General features: G+C 61.8%; 22 protein-coding genes. 7 read left to right on the top strand and 15 right to left on the bottom strand.

The window, feature by feature from the left end; translation table 11 throughout:
* Window positions 1-81: 81 nt before the first annotated feature.
* A complete protein-coding gene (gene nadB / locus AACW18_RS14435; RefSeq protein WP_042653059.1) occupies window positions 82-1,689 on the top strand; it encodes an L-aspartate oxidase in 1,608 nt (535 codons plus the stop codon).
* 73 nt (window positions 1,690-1,762) lie between these two features.
* On the opposite strand, the gene AACW18_RS14440 is transcribed toward nadB, so the two are convergent.
* Window positions 1,763-2,137 (bottom strand): protein YgfX, encoded by a 375-nt coding sequence (locus tag AACW18_RS14440; protein WP_218291697.1) that lies wholly within the window; start codon window positions 2,135-2,137, stop codon window positions 1,763-1,765.
* A 62-nt stretch (window positions 2,138-2,199) separates the two neighbouring features.
* A complete protein-coding gene (locus tag AACW18_RS14445) occupies window positions 2,200-2,469 on the bottom strand; it encodes an FAD assembly factor SdhE (RefSeq protein WP_042653061.1) in 270 nt (89 codons plus the stop codon).
* Between the two features lie 113 nt (window positions 2,470-2,582).
* Here AACW18_RS14445 and ygfZ point away from each other — a divergent pair, with 113 nt between their 5' ends.
* Window positions 2,583-3,494, top strand: a complete 912-nt coding sequence (ygfZ, locus tag AACW18_RS14450) for a tRNA-modifying protein YgfZ (RefSeq protein ID WP_218389054.1) — start codon at window positions 2,583-2,585, stop codon at window positions 3,492-3,494.
* A 26-nt stretch (window positions 3,495-3,520) separates the two neighbouring features.
* On the opposite strand, the gene AACW18_RS14455 is transcribed toward ygfZ, so the two are convergent.
* Window positions 3,521-4,426 carry a LysR family transcriptional regulator gene (locus AACW18_RS14455; RefSeq protein ID WP_218291631.1) on the bottom strand — a complete coding sequence of 302 codons (906 nt, stop codon included), beginning with the start codon at window positions 4,424-4,426 and terminating at the stop codon, window positions 3,521-3,523.
* 122 nt (window positions 4,427-4,548) lie between these two features.
* Between AACW18_RS14455 and AACW18_RS14460 the strand changes: the two genes are divergently transcribed.
* The gene (locus AACW18_RS14460; protein ID WP_042653064.1) at window positions 4,549-4,986 is read left to right on the top strand and encodes a PACE efflux transporter; all 438 of its coding nucleotides are present in this window, start codon (window positions 4,549-4,551) and stop codon (window positions 4,984-4,986) included.
* Between the two features lie 77 nt (window positions 4,987-5,063).
* Here AACW18_RS14460 and AACW18_RS14465 read toward each other — a convergent pair whose 3' ends face one another.
* Entirely contained in the window at window positions 5,064-5,405 is a 342-nt protein-coding gene (locus AACW18_RS14465) for a hypothetical protein (RefSeq protein WP_042653065.1), read from the bottom strand.
* A 193-nt stretch (window positions 5,406-5,598) separates the two neighbouring features.
* Here AACW18_RS14465 and cutA point away from each other — a divergent pair, with 193 nt between their 5' ends.
* From cutA to AACW18_RS14480, 3 genes are all read left to right on the top strand, one after another.
* A complete protein-coding gene (gene cutA / locus AACW18_RS14470) occupies window positions 5,599-5,916 on the top strand; it encodes a divalent-cation tolerance protein CutA (protein WP_218389055.1) in 318 nt (105 codons plus the stop codon).
* Window positions 5,913-7,694: a protein-disulfide reductase DsbD gene (locus AACW18_RS14475; protein WP_218389056.1), complete on the top strand. Its 1,782-nt coding sequence runs from the start codon at window positions 5,913-5,915 to the stop codon at window positions 7,692-7,694. The genes cutA and AACW18_RS14475 overlap by 4 nt, the downstream gene beginning before the upstream one ends.
* Window positions 7,695-7,828: 134 nt before the next feature.
* Window positions 7,829-8,251 carry a hypothetical protein gene (locus tag AACW18_RS14480; RefSeq protein ID WP_042653068.1) on the top strand — a complete coding sequence of 141 codons (423 nt, stop codon included), beginning with the start codon at window positions 7,829-7,831 and terminating at the stop codon, window positions 8,249-8,251.
* 4 nt (window positions 8,252-8,255) lie between these two features.
* Here AACW18_RS14480 and AACW18_RS14485 read toward each other — a convergent pair whose 3' ends face one another.
* The 11 genes from AACW18_RS14485 to AACW18_RS14535 all read right to left on the bottom strand — a co-directional run bounded on the left by AACW18_RS14485 (window position 8,256) and on the right by AACW18_RS14535 (window position 19,493).
* Entirely contained in the window at window positions 8,256-8,678 is a 423-nt protein-coding gene (locus tag AACW18_RS14485; protein WP_126623402.1) for a hypothetical protein, read from the bottom strand.
* Window positions 8,645-9,388, bottom strand: coding sequence for a hypothetical protein (locus AACW18_RS14490; RefSeq protein ID WP_218389057.1), 744 nt, complete (start codon window positions 9,386-9,388; stop codon window positions 8,645-8,647). The genes AACW18_RS14485 and AACW18_RS14490 overlap by 34 nt, the downstream gene beginning before the upstream one ends.
* A gap of 190 nt (window positions 9,389-9,578) precedes the next feature.
* Window positions 9,579-10,883, bottom strand: a complete 1,305-nt coding sequence (locus AACW18_RS14495; RefSeq protein WP_126623403.1) for an NAD(P)/FAD-dependent oxidoreductase — start codon at window positions 10,881-10,883, stop codon at window positions 9,579-9,581.
* A gap of 303 nt (window positions 10,884-11,186) precedes the next feature.
* Entirely contained in the window at window positions 11,187-12,266 is a 1,080-nt protein-coding gene (fbaA, locus tag AACW18_RS14500; RefSeq protein ID WP_042653072.1) for a class II fructose-bisphosphate aldolase, read from the bottom strand.
* A 116-nt stretch (window positions 12,267-12,382) separates the two neighbouring features.
* On the bottom strand, window positions 12,383-13,546 hold the full coding sequence (locus tag AACW18_RS14505) for a phosphoglycerate kinase (RefSeq protein WP_042653073.1): 1,164 nt from the start codon (window positions 13,544-13,546) through the stop codon (window positions 12,383-12,385).
* Between the two features lie 62 nt (window positions 13,547-13,608).
* Window positions 13,609-14,619, bottom strand: a complete 1,011-nt coding sequence (epd, locus tag AACW18_RS14510) for an erythrose-4-phosphate dehydrogenase (RefSeq protein ID WP_218389058.1) — start codon at window positions 14,617-14,619, stop codon at window positions 13,609-13,611.
* Between the two features lie 47 nt (window positions 14,620-14,666).
* Window positions 14,667-15,596 (bottom strand): ROK family protein, encoded by a 930-nt coding sequence (locus AACW18_RS14515; RefSeq protein ID WP_218389059.1) that lies wholly within the window; start codon window positions 15,594-15,596, stop codon window positions 14,667-14,669.
* A 216-nt stretch (window positions 15,597-15,812) separates the two neighbouring features.
* Window positions 15,813-16,880, bottom strand: a complete 1,068-nt coding sequence (hemE, locus tag AACW18_RS14520) for a uroporphyrinogen decarboxylase (RefSeq protein ID WP_218389060.1) — start codon at window positions 16,878-16,880, stop codon at window positions 15,813-15,815.
* 163 nt (window positions 16,881-17,043) lie between these two features.
* Window positions 17,044-17,829 carry an NAD(+) diphosphatase gene (gene nudC, locus AACW18_RS14525; protein WP_218389061.1) on the bottom strand — a complete coding sequence of 262 codons (786 nt, stop codon included), beginning with the start codon at window positions 17,827-17,829 and terminating at the stop codon, window positions 17,044-17,046.
* A gap of 153 nt (window positions 17,830-17,982) precedes the next feature.
* Window positions 17,983-18,588 carry a TIGR04211 family SH3 domain-containing protein gene (locus AACW18_RS14530; RefSeq protein ID WP_042653078.1) on the bottom strand — a complete coding sequence of 202 codons (606 nt, stop codon included), beginning with the start codon at window positions 18,586-18,588 and terminating at the stop codon, window positions 17,983-17,985.
* A 152-nt stretch (window positions 18,589-18,740) separates the two neighbouring features.
* Window positions 18,741-19,493, bottom strand: coding sequence for a potassium channel family protein (locus AACW18_RS14535; RefSeq protein ID WP_218291622.1), 753 nt, complete (start codon window positions 19,491-19,493; stop codon window positions 18,741-18,743).
* 99 nt (window positions 19,494-19,592) lie between these two features.
* Here AACW18_RS14535 and AACW18_RS14540 point away from each other — a divergent pair, with 99 nt between their 5' ends.
* Entirely contained in the window at window positions 19,593-20,843 is a 1,251-nt protein-coding gene (locus AACW18_RS14540; RefSeq protein ID WP_042653080.1) for a methyl-accepting chemotaxis protein, read from the top strand.
* Window positions 20,844-20,999: the final 156 nt, after the last annotated feature.

Below are 20,999 nucleotides of genomic sequence, written 5' to 3' on the forward strand. Positions count from 1 at the left end.
GAAAAAAATGTGATGCGAGCTGCATCACAACCCCCCTTGGGCTACCATGGGGCCAGTTCTTTATCCAGGCCAATGATACTTATGAAAGCAAGTGTTGAATACCTTTGCGACGTACTGATCATTGGCAGCGGTGCCGCCGGTCTGTCTCTCGCGTTGCGATTGGCAGATCAGGCCAAAGTCCTGGTTCTGAGCAAGGGGCCCATCAGTGAGGGGGCCACTTTCTATGCGCAAGGAGGCATCGCTGCCGTGTTCGACGAGACCGACAGCATCGAATCCCACGTGAGCGACACGCTCAACGCCGGGGCCGGGTTATGTGACCCCGCCGTGGTGGAGTTCACCGCCCGCAACGCCCGCGACTCCATCCAGTGGCTGATCCAGCAGGGGGTCCCCTTCGATCAGGAGGAGGATGCCGAGGGGGAATCCCACTATCACCTGACCCGGGAAGGGGGCCATAGCCATCGCCGCATCTTCCACGCGGCCGATGCCACCGGCAAAGCGGTGCAGCTCACCCTGATCGATCAGGTACGTGCCCACCCCAACATCCGGCTGATGGAGCGCTTCAACGCGGTCGATCTCATCACCACCCGCAAGCTCAATCTGCCGGGCAACAAGGTGCTCGGCGCCTATGTCTGGAACCGCAACGTAGAGCAGGTCGAGGTGATCCGCGCTCGCTTCGTGGCGCTGGCCACCGGCGGGGCCTCCAAGGTGTATCAGTACACCTCCAACCCGGATGTCAGCTCAGGGGATGGCATCGCCATGGCCTGGCGGGCCGGCTGCCGGGTAGCGAATCTGGAGTTCAACCAGTTCCACCCCACCAGCCTATTCCATCCGGACGACCCCAACTTTCTGCTGACCGAGGCGTTGCGTGGCGAAGGTGCCTATCTGCGCCGGCCCGATGGCAGCCGCTTCATGCTGGACTTTGACGAGCGCGCCGAGCTGGCGCCGCGGGACATAGTCGCCCGCGCCATCGACCACGAGATGAAGCGGCTCGGTGCCGACTGCATGTACCTGGACATCAGCCACAAGCCGGCCGATTTTATCATCAAGCACTTCCCGACCATCCACGAGCGCTGCCTCGCGGTGGGGATCGACATCACCAAGGAGGCCATGCCCATAGTTCCGGCGGCGCACTACACCTGCGGTGGCGTGATGATAGATGGCAGTGGCCAGACCGATATTCCCGGCCTCTACGCCATCGGCGAGGTGACCTACACCGGCCTGCACGGCGCCAACCGCATGGCCTCCAACTCCCTGCTCGAATGCGTGGTCTATGCCCATCAGGCGGGGGCCGACATCCTGGCCAAGCTGCCCATGAGCGTGGAGCCGCCCAAGCTGCCGGCCTGGGACGAGAGCCAGGTGGATGACTCGGACGAACAGGTGGTGATCCAGCACAACTGGCACGAGCTGCGCCTGATGATGTGGGACTACGTGGGGATAGTGCGGACCAACAAGCGCCTCGCCCGCGCCAAGCGCCGCATCGACCTGCTCAAGCAGGAGGTGCAGGAGTACTACGCCAACTTCCGGGTCTCCAACAACCTGCTGGAGCTGCGCAACCTGTTGCAGGTGGCCGAGCTCATCGTCAACTGCGCCCTGCAGCGCAAGGAGTCCCGCGGCCTGCACTACAACCTGGACTACCCGGAGATGCAGCCGGACCCCAAGCCCACGGTACTTACACCGGATCGGGAATAACCCCTCCGCCAGTTGTCACCAAATGACCCCGCTCCGGCGGGGTCATCTATTGATGGGTCATTGGAAAATGCGGTTAACGAGGGGGATTGAGATGAATGGCGCGGGCCAGCGCCCGGTAATGCGCCGGCGCCAGCGCATCCGAGCAGAGCCAGAGTGATAGCTCGGGCAACTCGCCCTCTCGCAGCCGCAACCAGAGCACGCCGGGCAGGATGCGGCAGCGGGCCCCCAGCCGGTAACGCCGCCCTTGCCACTCCAGCCATTCACCATCCCAGATCAGCTCACCACGGATGAGCATGACCCGACGCCAGGCGAGCCAGAGACCCGTCAGCCAGCAAGGCAGAAACAGCCCCCACTGCCAGCCCCGGATCAGGCTGGCGGTGGGCCACAGCAACAACAGAAATAGCATGAGCAGCAGCAGGCGCTGCCGTCGGGAGACGATGACGGGCATCACGACCCGCATCAGGGGACTGGCTGTGGTGACGGGCTGGGCCGCATGTCAGGCGCGGGGGATCAGCTTTGGCGGTCGTGACGGGCCTGGTTGCGCTCCAGGATCAGGGGGATCATGGCGGCGAAGGCAGGATCTTCCGGCACACCGTGGCCCATGCACCACTTGAACAGATCCGGGTCATCGCTCTCCAGCAGGCGGATGAAGGTCTGTTGATCATCCTCGCCGAGGGCATCGAACTCGTGTTCGAGAAAAGGCATAAAGATCACATCCAGTTCGAGCATGCCGCGGCGGCAGGCCCATTTCAGGCGGGACTTTTCAATTGGACTCAACATAGCACTCTCCTTACAAAGACCCGGGGATGGTAGCAGCTGGATTTTCCGGCTGACAAACATTCCTTACGTCTTTACCATGCAGGTCACATACTTTCTGTCTCTGGAATACCATCGTGAGCCTGCTAACGCCTGTTTTTCCTGCCGAGCCAACCCTCTTCCCCCTGACTGACCTCGCCATCACCAGCCTGAGCGGCATCGATCGTGTCAAATATCTGCAAGGCCAGGTCACCTGCGATGTCAATGCGCTGCAACCGGGTCAGAGCACCCTCGGCGGCCACTGCGATGCCAAGGGCAAGCTGTGGAGCGATTTCCGTCTGCTCTGCCTCGAAGAGCATCTGCTGCTGCTGACCAAGTCCTCGGTGCTGGCGCGCCAGCTGCCCGAGCTCAAGAAGTTCGCGGTGTTCGCCAAGGTCGAGATCGCCGCCTATCCGGGTCAGGCGGTCGGTGTGGCCGGCCAGGGAACAGATGCCTGGATGGCGGCGCAGTTCGCCATTGAAACGACGGCCCTGATCCCGGGCGGCATGGCGGTGCGGATCGAAACCGATCGCTGGCTGCTGGTCAGCGAGCCGCCGCTGAGCCTCGGCCTGCCCGCCGGGCAGGAGTCACTCTGGTGGGGACTGGACATCAAGGCCGGCATCCCGCACCTGGAAGCCGTGCACCAGGGGGAATACATTCCCCAGATGCTGAACCTGCAGGCGCTGGACGGCATCAGCTTCACCAAGGGCTGCTACATGGGGCAGGAGATAGTGGCGCGCGCCAAGTATCGCGGCGCCAACAACCGGGCCCTGTTCGTGCTGGCGGGCACCGCCACCGGCCCCGTAGCCAGTGGCGACGCGCTGGAGATCCGGCTCGGTGACAACTGGCGGCGCAGCGGCATGGTGCTGAACGCCTGGCAGCAGGATGGTCAGCTGTGGCTCACCGCCGTGCTGCCAAAAGACACCGAGGCCGACGCCCAGTTCCGCCTCAAGCAGGAAGAAGCCTCCAGCCTCAGCCTGCAAGCCATGCCCTACCCGCTGATCGACTGAGTTCGCGGCCCGGCCACAACAGACACTCAGGAGGCGCGCCCCACCTGCTCACGCCGGGCATGCTGGATCAGCGCCTCCTTCAGCCAGCGACCCGCGGCGCCAAGCGGCTGCGCCCGCTGCCACAGCAGCTCTATCCCCATGCTCCACTCCTGATCCAGAAACGCGACGGGCAGTTTCACCACCTCGCCCCGGGTCAGCGGCCCCTGCAGCAGGTACTCCGGCACCGAGCCCCAGCCCAGTCCCCGCTTGATCAACTCCAGCACGGCACCGTCCCCCTCCACCCACCAGACATTGGGGGAGAAGCGAAACCGCTCCCGCTCCACGCCGCCCCGGCGCCCGGTCACCATCAGCTGGCGGGCGGTCTTCAGCTCGGCGAGTCCGATGGGGCCCTTGCTCGCCAGGGGATGGGTCGGGGCGGCGATGATGGGGAGATTCAGCCGGCCAAGGGAGTGAAAGGCCAGCGCCGGATCTTGCTGCAACCGCTCGTAGCTGATGCCGAGGTGCGCCCGCCCCTCCTGCAGCAGCAGGGTGAGATCCTCGAGCATGGGGAAGAGCAGCTCCAGCTCCAGCATGGGGAACTCGCAGGCGAAGCGCTCAAGCACCTCACCGATCCAGGGCAGCTGGGAACCGTCATCGATGGCCAGGGTGAGGCGGGGCTCCACCCCGCCGTGCAGCTCACGGGCCACCGCCTGCAACTGATCGCTACTGGCCAGCACCGACTGGGCCTCCACCCTGAGTCGCTCCCCCGCCGCCGTCAGCACCGGGTAGCGGCCCGAACGATCGAACAACTCGAGGCCGAGATCGATCTCCAGGTTGGCGATGGCCGTGCTCACCACGGATTGGGCCTTGCCCAGCCGGCGGGCGGCGGCCGAGAAAGATCCCGTCTCCGCCGCCGCCAGCAGCGCCTTGAGTTGTTCCAGTGAAAGGTTCATGTCTCAGTCTCCCTCATCAATGTATCTATTTTAACGATACATACTAACGAGCACCTATGCGTTTTTATGGATAGATTAGCCCCCATCATGTCGTTAGACACATTGCTTAGAGGGAGATGAATATGCGTAACACTCGCGACCGCCTGCGCCATGCCGTTGGTTTTGAACTGATTGGCCTGTTGATCGCCGCCCCCCTGGCAAGCTGGGTCACCGGCGTCGGCCTCAATCACATGGGTCCGCTTGCCCTGTTCTTCTCGGTGGTCGCCACCGTCTGGAACTATGTCTACAACATCGGGGTGGACAAGCTGTTGCTCCGCTATCAGGGCCACACCCACAAGTCGCTGTGGCAACGAGTCCTGCATACCTTCGGCTTCGAGGGGGGGCTGCTGCTGGTTGCCCTGCCGGTGATGTCCTGGTGGCTCGACATCAGCCTGCTGGAGGCGCTGGTGCTGGATCTGGGCTTCGTGCTGTTCTACCTGGTCTATGCCTTCGTCTACAACTGGAGCTATGACAAGGTGTTTCCCATCCCGGGCCAGTCGGCACAGCGGGTCACGGGTTAACAGAGTACGGGGATAAACGAGGCACCATCATGCGGCAGGCATGATGGTGCTGAGAGGGCTGACGGGGAGACCCGTGCTCAGGCCTGGGCCTTCGCCTCTTCGGTGGGGGCCTCGGTCTGGGCCGCTTCCTGGTTCAGCATGGCCTCGAGATCGCTCTGGTACTGGTTCAGCATGCGCTGGGCCGCGACCAGGTCACCCTTGTGCAGACGCTCGAACAGATGGTGCTGCACCACGCCGTTGAGGTACTCCACCGTGATGGGTTGTTCCAGCGCCGACAGCAACTCCTCTTTCTCCAGCTCGGCGTTGATTTCATCGACGCTGGTGCGCAGCAGACCGGCCAGTTGCACCAACATGCGGCGCTCGCCTTCACGCAGCAGGCTCAACATGCGGTTTCTCTGCTGCTCATTCTGTTGGGTCATACATTTCCTTACGTAGAGTGGGAACAAGCCCGCTCATTCTGCCCTGTCCTTTTCACAGCGTCTATCTCAGGCGCATCACTTATTTGTGCACCGGGTGCCGGGCCCGCATCGGGTGCTATTTCCCCCTTTGCTCGGTATAGTAACGGCTGATCCAGAGGGCCGAGTGGCCCCCTCAGACGAGACCTGTCATACCATGACCGAAGCCATTCTGGTGCTCTGCACCTGTCCAGACGAGGCCAGTGCCGACCTCATCTGCGAGCAACTGCTGACCAGGCACCTCGCCGCCTGCATCAATCAACTGCCAGGGCTCACCTCCGTCTATCGCTGGCAGGGGAAAATTGAGCGCGCGCGCGAAATCCAGCTCATCATCAAGTCCAGGGCCCCGCTGTTCGAGCCCCTGCGCCAGTGCATCCTCGAGCATCATCCCTATGAGGTGCCGGAAGTCCTGGCGCTCCCGACAAGCCAGGGCCATCAACCCTATCTCGACTGGTTAACACAGGAAACCTCATGATCGTGCTGCGCCTGCTCTCACCCCTGCTACTCCTGCTGGCCCTGCTGACATCCCCCGCGCAGGCCAGCAGCAACGACCTGCTGAGCTCCCTCGGCATCGAGGCCGGCACCCAACCCAAGTTCCTGAAGGTCGATGAGGCCTTCGTCCTGGACAGCGAACAACAGGGTGACAAGCTGCTGCTGAGCCTGCGCATCGCCGATGGCTACTATCTCTACCGTCATCGCTTCAGCTTCCAGGGACAGAACCTCACCTTCGATGCCCCCGAGTTGCCCGCGGGCACTGAGCACGAGGATGACTTCTTCGGCAAGACCCGGGTCTATTACCAGGAGGTGCAGATCCCCGTCACCCTGACCGAGGTAGGTAAGCAGGCCAGCCTCAAGATCAGCTATCAGGGCTGTACCGATGGCCTCTGCTATCCGCCCACCGACAAGCTGGTCGAGGTGCAGCCCATCGCGGCCACCCCAGCCGTCAGTGCTGCGGGAGCGGCGAGTGCAGACCCCGCCACTGCGCCGGCCAGCAGCCAGCAGGATCGGCTGGCGGCCGCCCTCGGCAGCCAGGGCTTCTGGCTCAGCATCGCCGCCTTCTTCGCACTGGGGCTGGGGCTCGCCTTCACCCCCTGCGTCTTCCCCATGTACCCCATACTGACCGGCATCATCGCCGGCGCGGGCCAGCGTCTCTCCACCCGTCGCGCCTTCCTGCTCTCCTTCGTCTATGTGCAGGGCATGGCGGTCACCTATACCCTGCTCGGGTTGGTAGTGGCCTCGGCCGGGCTCAAGTTCCAGGCCGCGCTGCAGCACCCCTATGTGCTGATCGGCCTCTCCGTCATGTTCGTGCTGCTGGCGCTCTCCATGTTCGGGCTCTATACCCTGCAACTGCCGAGCAGCCTGCAAACCCGGATCTTAGGCCTCTCCAATCGCCAGCAGGGTGGCTCGGTGGCGGGGGTCGGCATCATGGGCATGATCTCCGGCCTGGTCTGCTCCCCCTGCACCACGGCCCCGCTCTCGGGGGCACTGATTTACGTGGCACAGAGCGGCGATCTCTGGCTCGGCGGCGCGGCGCTCTATGCGCTCTCCCTGGGGATGGGGCTGCCACTGCTGCTGCTCGGCACCTCGGGGGGCAAGCTGCTGCCCAGAGCCGGCGCCTGGATGGATGTGATCAAGCAACTGTTTGGTTTTGCGCTGCTGGCGGTGCCCGTGCTGCTGCTGTCCCGACTGTGGAGCGAGCAGGTCACCAGCCTGCTCTGGCTGGGCTGGGGTCTGCTGCTGTGCGGTTACCTCTACCATCATCAGCAGCGTCAGCCCCACTCCATCGGCAGGAGCCTGTGCGGCTTCGTGCTGCTGCTGGCGATGATGGGGGCCGTGGTGGCGGCCAGGGATCTGTTGCTGCCCGACCAGCGGCCCCAGGCCAGCACCCAGACCGAGGCGCCGCCGTTTATCCGCATCAAGACTCTGGATGATCTCAGGACCCGGCTCGCCGCCGCCCGTGGCAAGCCGGTGCTGCTGGATCTCTATGCCGACTGGTGCGTGGCCTGCAAGGAGTTCGAGCACAAGACCTTCAGCGATCCCGCGGTGCGTGCCCGCTTCAACGACATGGTGTTGTTGCAGGCGGATGTCACCGCCAACGACGATGTCGACGTCGAGCTGCTCAACGGCCTGAACGTGTTGGGACTGCCGACCCTGATCTTCTTCGACAGCGCCGGCAATGAGGTCAGCGGCCAGCGGGTGACCGGCTTCATGGGTCCCGCCGAGTTCCTCGGCCAGCTCGACAAGCTGCGCTAACCAGAGGCCGGCTCGGAGCCCCTGAGTCGGTGCTCCCGCCAGCCGGCAGTCACTGATTTTTCTGACCATCCCTTGTATCTGCGGGGCGGCATGGCAAAATTCGCCCTTTCCCGTCTCGTTCGTCCGGAGTTTTGATGAAAAAGTGGTTCATCCCCCTGCTGGCCCTCTGGCTCTCTGGCTGCAATACGGGTCCAGGTGAAGAGGCGATCCAGAGCCAGGTCACCGCCAAGCTGCAGGCCGAAACCGATCCCAATCTGTTTGATATCAGTGACTTTACTGTACTTGGCAAGGAGGAGCGGATGGACGGCGTCTACCTGGTCAAGGTGAGCTACCAGGTGCGCTTCAAGCAGGGACTGGATCAGCTGCAGATACTGCACGATGAGGATCTCGTCTACGACAGGGTCGGCCCCTTTCAGCAGGAGATGGCCCTGATGGAGCTGGAGCGCAAATACGGCGAGTTCGAGGCGGGACAGGCGCTGCCACAAGAAACCGAAGTCTGGATGATGAAGACGGAACAGGGCTGGCGCCTGGCGGTGCCAACCCAGCAAGCAGGTTGATGCCTTACCCTTTATTCTTCCAGGCGACCAGCGAGATGGCGACATCGTTATAATCGCCATCATTCTGGTCTTCGATGGAAATATTATATCCATAGCCAATGACAGAGCCGTCATTGGTCGTAATATTATAAGTGTTGATACTGCTGCTCAATGCTGCGGATTGAGGTTCATCTATCAGCAATTTGACCTGCCCATTCTGAACAAAATCTGCCCCCTGCGCCAGCGGTGGATTAATATCCACGCTCTGCTTCTGATTATCAAAATATACCTTGCTGCCATCATAGAGCTTCGCCTTCACCTGGAATCCAGCCTGAGTCGTCACAAACCAGGACATATAATAACCGGCAGGGAATGAGTCGATATTAAATATTTTACTCGCCATGATATTACCCCTCAGGATTGGGTTGCCGACAAGAAATTCTGCCACTCGAAATTCATGGCCGTGGAGTAGATGTTCTGTGCCTTGTTTTCATCTATGGCTCCGGGATGTGCACGCTGGTATTGATCCAAAAAGTTGCCCATGGCATAGGCACCGGAGGTGCTGTCGTTACCCGTTATCCAGGGGCCATACAGGTTGCCGGGCGATGGTGGCATCAGCTGATTGGCGAGCCAGTACCAGAGGTATTCGCAAGGGATCATCATGATGAGGGTGTAGATGGGATCGGCATGGGAGGCCGTGTCCGACTCGAATTGGGCATAATCACGGCACGCGGGGGTGGGCACCACCCCGCTGGCATCACGGACATGCCATATAGTGGGAAACGCCTCGTTATACGTCTGGTATCTTTTATATTTCTCCAGCAGGAAAAATTTTAATCCCTCATCATCCGTGCGACTCTCCGCCGCCAAGTAACTCTGGGCACCGTTAAAACAATAATAAGCATCACTGACGTTGAATCCACCATAGATAACGGGGTCCAGATTGGCATTCTTGATACCGTTAATATAGGGGGTCACCAGTGTCTTCTGCGCAATAGGCAGACAGGGTTGCCATAAACGCCAGAATAGAGAGTCGACAGGAGGAGGGGCACTGGACAAGCCATGCCTCTCCAGCAACATATTGTCAAACTGGAGCCGTCTTGGGCTGAACATATTATTTTCCTTATATCCCGTGTTATTGCAGGAACGGGTCGCCATGGTGACTCCCGCGCCTTCCGTGCCAGCCACCAACAAGGATTCGTTCGTGAACAAGCCAGATCACTATAGCCAAGGAATAAGGTTTCATATGATGCTTAGCCACCTTTCGGTGATCACACAGATCAGGAGGTTGATTTCCAATATGTTTTTGTTTGCCGGCCCTCCTGCCCATGGAGAGGCCGGCGCGAGATCACATCAGATCCTTCATCCTGTGCCACAGCATCCCCAGCGCCAGCAGGGGAGAGCGCAGGGCCGGGCCGCCGGGGAAGGTCATGTGGGGTACGGTGCTGAACAGATCGAAGCCGCGACTCTCCCCCACGATCGCCTCCGCCACCAGCTTGGCCGCCATGTGGGTGGCGTTGAGGCCATGACCTGAATAGGCCTGGGCGTAGAACACGTTGGGATATTCCTTGAGGCGCCCGATCTGCGGCAAGCGGTTGGCCCCTATGCCGATCATGCCACCCCACTGGAACTCGATGGCGGTGTTGGCCAGCTCGGGGAAGACCCGCAGCAGCTTGGGCAGCATAAAGGCCTTTATATCCTTAGGATCGCGCCCCGAGTAGTTGCAGGCACCGCCAAACAGCAGCCGGCCATCGGCCGACAACCGGTAATAATCGAGCGCCACGTTCTGATCGCACACCGCCATGTTTTGCGGCAGCAGGCGCTGGCGCAGCCGCTTCTCCAGCACCTCGGTGGCGAGGATATAGGAGCCGGCCGGCAGCACCCGGCCACCCAGCTCGGGATTGAGATCGTTGAGGTAGGCGTTGCAGCCGATCACCAGATAGTCGGCACTGACCCGGCCATGGGCCGTGGTGACCTCTACCCGATCGCCATAGTCGATGTCGATCACCCTGGACTGCTCGAACAGCGCCACACCGAGGCTAGCCGCGGCACGGGCCTCGCCGAGCGCCAGGTTGAGGGGATGCAGGTGGCCGGAACCCATGTCGATCATGCCACCAATATAGCGCTCGGAACCGACCACCGAGCCCATCTCGGCCTGGGGCACCAGCCTGGTCTCATGCTGGTAACCCAGGCTGGCCAGATGCGCCATCTCCTCCTCGAATCCGGTCAGATGGCGCGCCTTGGTAGCGAGATCGCAATAGCCCCAGCGCAGGTCGCAGTCGATGTTGAAGCGCTCGATCCGCTCGCGCACCAGCTGCACCGCCTCCAGCCCCATCAGATCCAGCTCGCGTACCCCCTGCTCGCCGATCCAGCGGGCAAACTGGCTGGTGTCGTGGCCGATGCCGCGGATCAGCTGACCGCCGTTGCGGCCCGAGGCGCCCCAGCCGATGCGGTTCGCCTCCAGCAGGGCCACCCTGTAGCCCGCCTCTGCCAGATTGATGGCGGTGTTCAGCCCGGTGAAGCCACCGCCTATGATGCACACATCGGCATCGAGCTCACCGCTGAGCTCGGGCCACTGCTGATGGTCGTTGCGGGTCGCCGCATAGTAGGAGGTGACGTGCTCCTGGTGTCCGTTGTGTCTTCCTGTCTGCATACTCAGCATCCTGCCTTGGTCGCACTCGTTTACTAAATTAAACGATCTGTCATCGATAATACCCACCCAATGGGCACTGATCCAGCCTGTCGGGATCACAGAAATGCAAAAGGTGCCCCAAAAGGCACCTTTTTATCCTCATCTCCTGGCTCAGCCTGCTCCCGGAGTGCTGTAGCACAGCAGGCGCCACTGATAAGAGCGCCTTGTCATCGCCACCAATCCTGACCCCATATGCCTCCGGAGCGCAGCAACGCAAAAGGCGCCCCGAAGGGCGCCTTTTATGCAATCAGCGACGGTAACGAATTACAGTACGTTGATGGCGTTCAGGTCGGAGAAGGCTTTCTCCAGACGAGCGATCATGGAAGTCTGACCGGCACGCAGCCATACGCGCGGATCGTAGAACTTCTTGTTCGGCTTGTCAGCGCCTTCCGGGTTGCCCAGCTGGCCTTGCAGGTAGGCTTCGTTGGTCTTGTAGAAGTTCAACAGACCTTCCCAGGTAGCCCACTGGGTGTCGGTGTCGATGTTCATCTTCACGACGCCGTAGGAGATGGATTCGCGGATCTCTTCCAGGGTGGAACCTGAGCCACCGTGGAACACGAAGTCCAGGGACTTGGCAGGCAGACCAAACTTCTCGGAAACGAATTTCTGGGAAGCGTCCAGGATGGACGGGGTCAGCTTGACGTTACCCGGCTTGTACACACCGTGCACGTTGCCGAAGGAGGCAGCGATGGTGAAACGCGGGCTGATCTTGGACAGACGCTCGTAGGCGTAAGCCACATCTTCCGGCTGGGTGTAGAGGGCGGATTGATCCATGTGGCTGTTGTCCACACCGTCTTCTTCGCCACCGGTGCAACCCAGTTCCAGCTCCAGGGTCATGTTCATCTTGGCCATGCGAGTCAGGTACTCACAGCAGATGTCGATGTTCTCTTCCAGCGGCTCTTCAGACAGATCCAGCATGTGGGAGGAGAACAGCGGCTTGCCGGTCTCGGCGAAGTGCTTCTCGCCCGCGTCCAGCAGACCGTCGATCCACGGCAGCAGCTTCTTGGCGGCGTGGTCGGTGTGCAGGATAACCGGAACCCCGTAGGCGGCAGCAACGGCGTGCACATGCTTGGCACCGGAGATGGCACCCAGGATGGCGGCTTGCTGACCTTCCAGCTTCAGGCCCTTACCGGCGGTGAACACGGCACCACCGTTGGAGAACTGAACGATGACCGGAGCCTTCACATTGGCGGCAGCTTCCAGCACGGCGTTGACGGAGTCGGTACCGACGCAGTTAACGGCTGGCAGAGCGAAGCCGTTTTCTTTGGCGATGGCGAACACTTTTTGAACGTCATCACCAGTGATTACGCCGGGTTTTACGAAGTCGAAAATTTTCTTAGACATGTTAAATCGTCCTGTTCTCGTATGCCGTTAATAAAAAATGGGGGGTTCATCATGAACCGGCACAGCGGTCACATGATAAACGAAACGGGAGGCTTTTGCCCCCCGTCCCGGGTCAATTAGGCCTTGGCGCGCTGTTCCAGCATCGCAACGGCCGGCAGTACCTTGCCTTCTACAAACTCCAGGAAGGCGCCGCCGCCGGTGGAGATGTAGGAAACCTTGTCAGCGATACCGAACTTGTCGATAGCGGCCAGGGTGTCACCACCGCCAGCGATGGAGAAGGCCGGGGAGGCTGCGATCGCTTCGGCGATAACCTTGGTGCCTGCCGAGAACTGGTCGAACTCGAACACACCGACCGGGCCGTTCCACAGAATGGTCTTGGCGTTCATGATGATGTCGGCCAGGGCCTTGGCAGAGTCAGGGCCGATGTCGAAGATCATGTCACCGTCGGTCACGTCAGCGACGGACTTGATGGTAGCCGGAGTGGATTCTGAGAACTCGGTACCCACGACCACGTCGGTGGTCACCGGAATGTTGGTCTCGGCGGCCAGTTTCTTGGCGGTGTCGAGCAGGTCGTGTTCGCACAGGGACTTGCCGACGTTGTGACCGGCAGCGGCGATGAAGGTGTTGGCGATGCCACCACCGACCACCAGCTGGTCAGCGATCTTGGAGAGGGATTCCAGCACGGTCAGCTTGGTGGAGACCTTGGAGCCGCCCACGATGGCAACCATTGGGCGCTCGGGCTTCAGCATGGCCTTGCCCAGGGCTTCCAGCTCACCGGCCAGCAGCGGACCGGCACAAGCTACGGGGGCGAACTGAGCCACACCGTAGGTGGAACCTTCGGCGCGGTGGGCAGTACCGAATGCATCCATTACGAAGATGTCACACAGGGCGGCGTATTTTTTGGCCAGCTCTTCGGTGTTCTTCTTCTCGCCCTTGTTGAAGCGGCAGTTTTCCAGCACAACCAGCTCACCGGCGGCGACTTCTACGCCATCCAGATAATCCTTGGCCAGGCGAACCGGGCAGGACAGAGCGTCTTTCAGATAGTTGACAACCGGAGCCAGGGAGAATTCTTCGTTGTATTCACCCTCGGTCGGACGACCCAGGTGGGAGGTGATCATCAGCTTGGCGCCCTTTTCCAGAGCCAGCTTGATGGTCGGCAGCGTTGCCACGATACGTGCGTCGGAAGTGACCTTGCCGTCTTTTACCGGTACGTTCAGGTCAGCACGGATCAGAACGCGTTTACCCGCCAGATCCAGGTCGGTCATCTTGATAACAGACATATTCAGTCCTCTATATTTTCAGGTAATGTTAAAAACAGTAACCTTGCGCCCGGTGCAGGCTCTCAGCCTGCGGCCATCATGGCCCGGGTGGTATCCAGCATACGGTTGGCGAAGCCCCATTCGTTATCACACCACATCAACATCTTGACGAGGTTGGCATCGCTCACCCGAGTCTGGGTACCATCAATGATGCAGGAGTGTGCATCATGATTAAAGTCTACGGAGACCAAAGGCTCTTCCGTGTAATCCAGGATACCGCTTAATGTACCTCTGGATGCCCGTTGCAGGGCTTGATTTACGTCAGTAACTGTCACTTTTTTACGAACAGTAATACTGAGATCCATCGCCGTTACGTTGATGGTCGGCACCCGCACCGCGATCGCCTCGAACTTGCCGGCGAAGTGCGGCAGGATCCGCTCCAACCCCTTTGCCAGCTTGGTATCCACCGGAATGATGGACTGGCTGGCAGCCCGGGTGCGGCGCAAGTCGCTGTGGTAAGCGTCGATGACTTGCTGATCGTGCATGGCCGAATGAATTGTCGTAATAGTACCACAATTTATCTCGAACTCTCGATGCAATGTTTCGATGACGGGCACCACGCAGTTGGTGGTACAGGAGGCATTGGAGACGATCCGCTCCCTTCCCGTCAGCACCTGATGGTTCACCCCGAAAACGATTGTCGCGTCCACGTCCGCATCCGCCGGATGGGCGAACAGCACCTTGCCCGCCCCCGCGCCCAGATGGCGCTCGGCATCGGCCCGCGAGCCGAACACCCCGGTGCAGTCCAGCACCACATCCACCCCCAGCGCCCGCCAGGGTAGATTGGCCGGATCCTGCTCGGCAAACAAGGGGATGAGATCCTCCCCCACCAGCATGCTGTGACCCGCCAGTTGCACCGGATGGCGGAAACGGCCGTGGCTGGTATCGAAGCGGGTGAGGTGCACCATGGCCTCGGGTGCCGCCAGTTCGTTGATGGCGACTATCTTGATGGTCTTGTCACGGCCGCTCTCGTAGAGGGCCCGCAGCACGTTGCGACCGATGCGCCCGTACCCGTTGATGGCAATCTTGATCATGGAAAATGGGTGTCCTTAGCGACGGCAAAAGAGGGCCTATGGATGACTCACGACAGCAGGGCATCCTGGAAGACGCCCCTGGCCAGCAGCGCAGCCCCGAAGACCCCGGCGCTGTCCCCGAGGGAGGGCGCTATGATGGGGGTGGCGAAGCGGGGGTTGAAGAGGAACGGCAGCACCGTCTGACGACCCGTCGTATAGAGGCTCTGTACGTTGCCGACCCCGCCGCCGATGACGATGACGTCCGGATCCAGGATGTTGATCACGTTGGCCAGTGCCTGACCGAACAGCAGGTGCAGCCGGTCGATGGTGAGCTTCGCCACATGATCGTGGGCGCTGGCCGCCGCAATCTGGGCGAGGGAGAGGTGGCGCTTGGCCTTGGCCTCATACCAGGCCTCCAGCGCGGGGCCACTGATGAAGGTCTCGACGCAGCCGCGCTTGCCGCAGTAGCACTCGGGCCCATCGGGGGAGAGCACGTTGTGGCCCCACTCCCCGGCGATGCCGTGGTGGCCGTTGAGGATCCGGCCGTTGATGACGATGCCGGAGCCGACCCCGGTGCCCATGATGATGCCGAACACCACCTTGGCCTCGGGATGATGCTGGCGCACCGCCCCCAGATGGGTTTCCGCCAGGGCGAAGCAGTTGGCATCGTTGGCGATGAGCACAGGCACGCCGAGCCGGCGCTCCAGATCTTCCTTGAACGGCTTGCCGTTGAGCTCTGTGGTGTTGCAGTTCTTCATCAGCCCGGTCTGGGGATCCCGCGCCCCCGGCGTGCCCATGCCGATGACGGCCGGGCGCTGACCGAGCTTGGCGGCGCACTCGTCCACCAGCTTGGCGATCTGGCCTATCATGTGCTCGTAACCGCCACGGCGCTCGGTGGGGATGCGATGGCGCAACAGTACCTCGTCGCCATCGAGCACCACGCACTCGCACTTGGTCCCGCCCAGATCGATACCCCAATCCCACGACTTCTTGCTCATTCTGCCTCCTGCATGGCGAGCGAGACGGCCGATACGCGGCCTCGCACGCTGTCGCTCATCTTGTGTGTGGCCACCGCCACAGATGGCGCAGTGTAACCCGAGCCGGTGCCGGCGCGCAGTACCCAAAACAGTGCAAGGGCCAAAACGGCGCCTCCCCGGATAACACAACGGGGCCCTGGGGCCCCGTTGTCATGATGCTGATGCTGCGGTTCGACCTCAGCGGCCGTGATACTGAGCGGAGAGCTCGTGCACCGCGTTGACGAAGACGCCGGCGTGCTCCGGATCCACATCCTGATGGATGCCATGGCCCAGGTTGAAGACGTGGCCGTTGCCGCTGCCAAAGCCCGCCAGGATGGTGGCGACCTCTTCGCGGATGCGGGCGGGGGCGGCATAGAGCATGGAGGGATCCATGTTGCCCTGCAGCGCCACCTTGTCACCGACCCGGCGCTTGGCGTCGGCGATGTCGGTGGTCCAGTCCAGCCCCAGGGCGTCGCAACCGGTGGCGGCGATCTGCTCGAGCCACTGACCGCCGTTCTTGGTGAACAGGGTCACCGGCACCCGGCGGCCCTCGTGTTCGCGGATCAGGCCGTCGACTATCTTGTGCATGTACTGCAGGGAGAAGTCGCGGTAGTCGCGCGGGGTCAGCACCCCGCCCCAGGTGTCGAACACCATGACCGACTGGGCACCGGCCTTGATCTGGGCGTTGAGGTAGCTGATGACGCTGTCGGCCAGCTTGTCCAGCAGCAGGTGCAGGGTCATGGGCTCGGCGTACATCATCTGCTTGATCTTGGTGAACGCCTTGGAGCTGCCCCCCTCCACCATGTAGGTGGCCAGGGTCCAGGGGCTGCCGGAGAAGCCGATGAGCGGCACCTCGCCCTTCAGCTCACGGCGTATGGTGCGCACCGCGTTCATCACGTAGCCGAGTTCGTCTTCCGGATCCGGCACGGGCAGCGCCTGCACATCGGCCATGGATTTGATGGGACGCTCGAAGCGCGGGCCTTCGCCGTGCTCGAAGTAGAGGCCCAGCCCCATGGCGTCGGGGATGGTGAGAATGTCGGAGAAGAGGATGGCGGCATCGAGCGGATAGCGGCGCAGGGGCTGCAGGGTGACTTCACAGGCCAGCTCAGCGTTGCGGCACAGGGACATGAAGTCCCCCGCGACGGCGCGGGTCGCCTTGTATTCCGGCAGGTAACGGCCAGCCTGGCGCATCATCCACACCGGGGTCAGGTCCACATCCTGGCGCAGCAGGGCACGCAGGTATCGATCGTTCTTCAGCTCTTTCATCCCAGTTCCTGAGTCATATCCAGCATAAAATGGCGGATATGATACCACTTTGTGCGCGGCTCTGGGCGGTCCAAACTGCCGGCCCGGCCGGTTCGAGTACAAAGATGTGAAGGGGCGCAAACAAGCGCCCCGTTTTTGTCCCGCCAGCGCACTCAGCCGACCCTCACGCCTCCTCGCCGAGACAGAGGGCGATCAGCCGCCGCGCTATGGTGCCGTGAGGGGGCAGCCGTGGCAGCCGATCGGCGCCGAAGAAGTCGGCCGCCACCAGCTCCTCGTCCTGCACCCGGATCTCGCCACCCTCGTAGTCGGCGATGAAGCCCATCATCAGGCTGTGGGGGAAGGGCCAGGGCTGGCTGGCGACGTAGCGCACCTTGCCCACCCGGATGCCGCTCTCCTCGAACACCTCCCGCGCCACGCACTGCTCCAGGTTCTCCCCCGCCTCCACGAAACCGGCCAGCACCGTATACATGGGATCTTCCGCCTGATAGTGACGGCGATGGGCCGCCAGCAGGATGTCGGACCCCTTGCGCACCGCCACTATGATGCAGGGGGAGATGCGCGGGTAGACGACGTGACCCTGCCGGCACTGTTGAGCCCACTCCCCCGCCTTGGGGACCATGGGAGTACCACACTCGCCGCAGAAGCGGTGGCTGCGACGGAAGGTGGCCAGCTGCCAGGCGCGGCCCGCGAGACGAAAGCCCTCCTCATCCCCCGCCACCATCAGCTGGCGCAGCGGCATCATGGCCGATGGCTCGCCGTCGGCCTCCGCCCCCAGATCCAGCAGATAACAGGGCAGATCGTCCCATTGGTCGAAGCGCTCGAACGGGGCCTCATGCAGGTGGGCGGGGAGTTGGGCACGGGGGCCCTGTGGGATCTGTCCCTGTTCATCCAGCAGGACGAGATGATCGCCCCCCAGCACGAACCAGCGGGCCTGTTCGGTTAATGGCATGAGATGAAAACTCTTGTTGAGACTGTGGTGCAGGGCACGGACAAGTGAGGCTCATCTTACGACCGGGCGGCCGTCGTGGCGACCAGATTGCCGCCGCCATGCACAAAAAAAGGGCCGCCATGGCGACCCCTCTCATCCAACCGGCACAGCCGATCAGTTCATCCAGCGTTCGCTGCTCTTGCGACGACGCGGCAGCATGGGCAATAAGATACCAAGCAGGATGCCACCCCCCACCATGGCACCACCGCGGATGAACCAGTCCATCTGCATGTCGTGCTCCTGGTTGTCATAGCTCTGAGTCAGGGCGTCATTCTGCTCCTTGAGACTGCTCATCTCGGCGCTCTGGCTGCCGAGCTGGGTCTTCAGGCTGGCGATCTCCTTGGTCTGTTCGGCGATCTTGCCATCCTTCTCGGCGAAGCGTCGCTCGTTGTCGCCATTGAGGTTCAGCAGGCGGGCCTTGGCCTCTTCCAGCGCGGTTTCAACCTGAGGCAGACGCTCACGCAGGCTGATGTCCGCTTGCAGTTCGCTGTTTTTGATCCAGCCCTCGCGGCCACGGTCGTCTACCACCTGGGTAAAACCGGCCGCATTGTTCACCGCCTTGACCTCCAGCGGTTCACCGGCCTTGACGCTACCGAGGATCCGGTACTGGGTGCCAGGACCGTTGTGGATAAAGGTAAAGATGTTGTCTGAAACATAACGGGTATCGGCCAGGGCCTGTTGGGCACACAAGCAGATCAAAATCCCGAGAAGGGCGCGCATGGTCGATCGATTCTCTTCGTTGAGTTAGGTGACAGGCCGAATGTTAAGCTGCTGGCGGGTCAAAGGACAAGCAAAGAAAAGCGCCTCCCCCCTCGCCGTGAGGCAGGCCGCCCCTTCCCCCGTTTGCCACGCGACCATTCCAGACGCCGAGGCTACTTCTGTTTCAGTGCCTGCACCTCTTCTCGCAGTGCCTTGAGCTCCTGCAGCAACAGCGCCTGCTGTTCAGTCTGCTGGTGCCGCCACTTTGCGGTGTCATCGTTGGTCTTGCCGGGATGGACGAACAGGCTGGCCATGAAGCCGCTGAGGGCACCAAACAGACCCACCCCAAACAGGATCAGCAGACTGGCGACGAAACGCCCCTCCTCAGTCCTCGGCACCAGATCGCCGTAACCCACGGTAGAGAGCGTCACCAGCGTCCACCAGAAGGCGTCATAGGGTGTCTGGATCAGGCTGCCCGGCTTGTCCGCCTCTACCCAGAACATGACGCAGGACCCCACCCCCAGCAGCAGGAAGAACAGGAACAGGATGCCGGAGAGGGTGGTCTCGTTGCGCTCGCGGCGAAACATGCCGAGCAGATCCGGCCTGTCCCGCAGCAGCTGATAGACCCGCCACAGCTGGATCAGCCGCGCCCAGCGCAGCTGTTCCACCATGGGCAGGCTGCCGGGCAGGTAGAACCAGTTCGCCTTGAAGAAGGCCATTCGATCGGGGGCACGAACCCAGCCATAGGCGAAATGGGCGAGGAAGAAGTAGCAGATCAGGCTGTCGATGTCATAGAACAGCTGCAGAGTCATCGGGCTCCACGAACCATACCCCCACCAGCGGGCACAGACCAGAGCGACGGAGATCACCGACAGAAACGCCATCAACAGATCCATGGCGCGCAGGTGAGTTAAGTGATGTCGCATGCATTTTCCTACTTTAGGCACGGAGCTAAGTAATAAAAGTGAAGATAATGCCGATAGTCATGATGACAAAGGGAAAATGGACCTTAGAAGGAGAAAACTATGCAGTTAAATTCGCTGGAACGGCGCATGAGCAACATTCGACTGGTACCCAAGGTGGTGCTGCTCATGGTGTTCAGCACGCTGCTGTTGCTGGCCAAGCTCTGGTTCGATGCCAGCAACCTGGAGGCCACCCTGCTCGGCGAGGGGATCGAGGCCGCCAAGGCCAACGACATCGCCGATCGCCTGCTCTGGAGCGGCCTGATGGAGACGGCGCTGATGGGGGTCATCTTCGTCGTCCTGCTGCTGACCGGCTCCCGCCTCATGGTCAAGCAGGTGCACTACCTGGTGGGACTGCTTGAGCGGTTCGCTCGCAAGGATCTCAGCCACAGCGTCTTGCTCAAGTCCCGCGACGAGTTCGGCGACATCGCCAAGGCGGTCGCCCACTCCCAGGAGAACCTCAAGCAGGTGTTTGGCACCCAGCGCGTCGCCTGCAAGGAGCTCAACGACATCGCCTCCCAGGTCACCCTGTGCATGGAGGAGGCCAACGAGGCGATCAGCGAGGAGTTCGTCCAGATAGAACAGCTGGCCAGCGCCATGAACCAGATGGTCGGCGCCATTCGCGAGGTGGCCAATCATGCGGAGCAAGCCTCCCACGCCACCGCCGACGCCAGCCTGCTGGCCGAGGAGGGCAGTCGCTGCGTGGCGGCCACCGTCAGCACCATAGACACCCTGTCCGGCAACATCCAGCGCTCCTCCGCCGTGGTCAACGAGGTCGAGCACGGCGTCGATCGCATCGGCTCTGTGGTGGACACCATCCGCGGCATCTCGGAGCAGACCAACCTGCTGGCCCTCAACGCCGCCATCGAGGCTGCCCGTGCCGGCGAGGCGGGTCGCGGCTTCGCCGTGGTCGCCTCCGAGGTGCGCGAGCTGGCCAACCGAGCCCAGGCCGCCACCGTCGAGATCCAGAAGATGATCGAGCAGTTGCAGGGCAACGCCCGCCAGGCCGTCGGCCTGATGAGCGAGAGCGTGCAGCAGGCCGACAAGGGGGTGGCGCAGGTGACCCAGGCCGGCGATCAGCTCGCCACCATAGTGCAGCGGGTGCGCGGGGTGGCGGACATGAACCGCCAGATCGCCGCCGCCTCCGAGCAGCAGAGCGCCGTCGCCGAGGAGATGAGCGCCAACCTGGAGCAGGTCAAGCAGGTGGTGGAAGGCTCCGTGGTGGTACTGCGGGAGCTGCAGGAGGCCTCCGAACTGGTGGAGCACCACAGCCAGACCCTGGACACTCATATCCAGGCCTTCAAGCTGGCCTGATGGCATCAACCTGGTACGCACAAGGGCCCCGTCAGGGGCCTTTCTTATTGATATCACAGCAAGGTGTCAGACACAGCTAGACCCTGGACATCCATGCCACCCAGGCCTTCAAGCTGGCCTGATGTCGTGATTTGAGTAAACTGGAAGGCCCCGCGA

The organism is Aeromonas sp. sia0103 (assembly GCF_963895295.1).
Classification (GTDB): Bacteria; Pseudomonadota; Gammaproteobacteria; order Enterobacterales; family Aeromonadaceae; genus Aeromonas; species Aeromonas encheleia.

Bases quoted from the DNA above. Each gene is read 5' to 3' on its own strand.
- nadB (WP_042653059.1), top strand. From the start codon at position 82: ATGAAAGCAAGTGTTGAATACCTTTGCGACGTACTGATCATTGGCAGC.
- AACW18_RS14440 (WP_218291697.1), bottom strand. From the start codon at position 2,137: ATGCCCGTCATCGTCTCCCGACGGCAGCGCCTGCTGCTGCTCATGCTA.
- AACW18_RS14445 (WP_042653061.1), bottom strand. From the start codon at position 2,469: ATGTTGAGTCCAATTGAAAAGTCCCGCCTGAAATGGGCCTGCCGCCGC.
- AACW18_RS14455 (WP_218291631.1), bottom strand. From the start codon at position 4,426: ATGAACCTTTCACTGGAACAACTCAAGGCGCTGCTGGCGGCGGCGGAG.
- AACW18_RS14460 (WP_042653064.1), top strand. From the start codon at position 4,549: ATGCGTAACACTCGCGACCGCCTGCGCCATGCCGTTGGTTTTGAACTG.
- AACW18_RS14465 (WP_042653065.1), bottom strand. From the start codon at position 5,405: ATGACCCAACAGAATGAGCAGCAGAGAAACCGCATGTTGAGCCTGCTG.
- cutA (WP_218389055.1), top strand. From the start codon at position 5,599: ATGACCGAAGCCATTCTGGTGCTCTGCACCTGTCCAGACGAGGCCAGT.
- AACW18_RS14475 (WP_218389056.1), top strand. From the start codon at position 5,913: ATGATCGTGCTGCGCCTGCTCTCACCCCTGCTACTCCTGCTGGCCCTG.
- AACW18_RS14480 (WP_042653068.1), top strand. From the start codon at position 7,829: ATGAAAAAGTGGTTCATCCCCCTGCTGGCCCTCTGGCTCTCTGGCTGC.
- AACW18_RS14490 (WP_218389057.1), bottom strand. From the start codon at position 9,388: ATGGCGACCCGTTCCTGCAATAACACGGGATATAAGGAAAATAATATG.
- AACW18_RS14495 (WP_126623403.1), bottom strand. From the start codon at position 10,883: ATGCAGACAGGAAGACACAACGGACACCAGGAGCACGTCACCTCCTAC.
- fbaA (WP_042653072.1), bottom strand. From the start codon at position 12,266: ATGTCTAAGAAAATTTTCGACTTCGTAAAACCCGGCGTAATCACTGGT.
- AACW18_RS14505 (WP_042653073.1), bottom strand. From the start codon at position 13,546: ATGTCTGTTATCAAGATGACCGACCTGGATCTGGCGGGTAAACGCGTT.
- epd (WP_218389058.1), bottom strand. From the start codon at position 14,619: ATGATCAAGATTGCCATCAACGGGTACGGGCGCATCGGTCGCAACGTG.
- AACW18_RS14515 (WP_218389059.1), bottom strand. From the start codon at position 15,596: ATGAGCAAGAAGTCGTGGGATTGGGGTATCGATCTGGGCGGGACCAAG.
- hemE (WP_218389060.1), bottom strand. From the start codon at position 16,880: ATGAAAGAGCTGAAGAACGATCGATACCTGCGTGCCCTGCTGCGCCAG.
- nudC (WP_218389061.1), bottom strand. From the start codon at position 17,829: ATGCCATTAACCGAACAGGCCCGCTGGTTCGTGCTGGGGGGCGATCAT.
- AACW18_RS14530 (WP_042653078.1), bottom strand. From the start codon at position 18,588: ATGCGCGCCCTTCTCGGGATTTTGATCTGCTTGTGTGCCCAACAGGCC.
- AACW18_RS14535 (WP_218291622.1), bottom strand. From the start codon at position 19,493: ATGCGACATCACTTAACTCACCTGCGCGCCATGGATCTGTTGATGGCG.
- AACW18_RS14540 (WP_042653080.1), top strand. From the start codon at position 19,593: ATGCAGTTAAATTCGCTGGAACGGCGCATGAGCAACATTCGACTGGTA.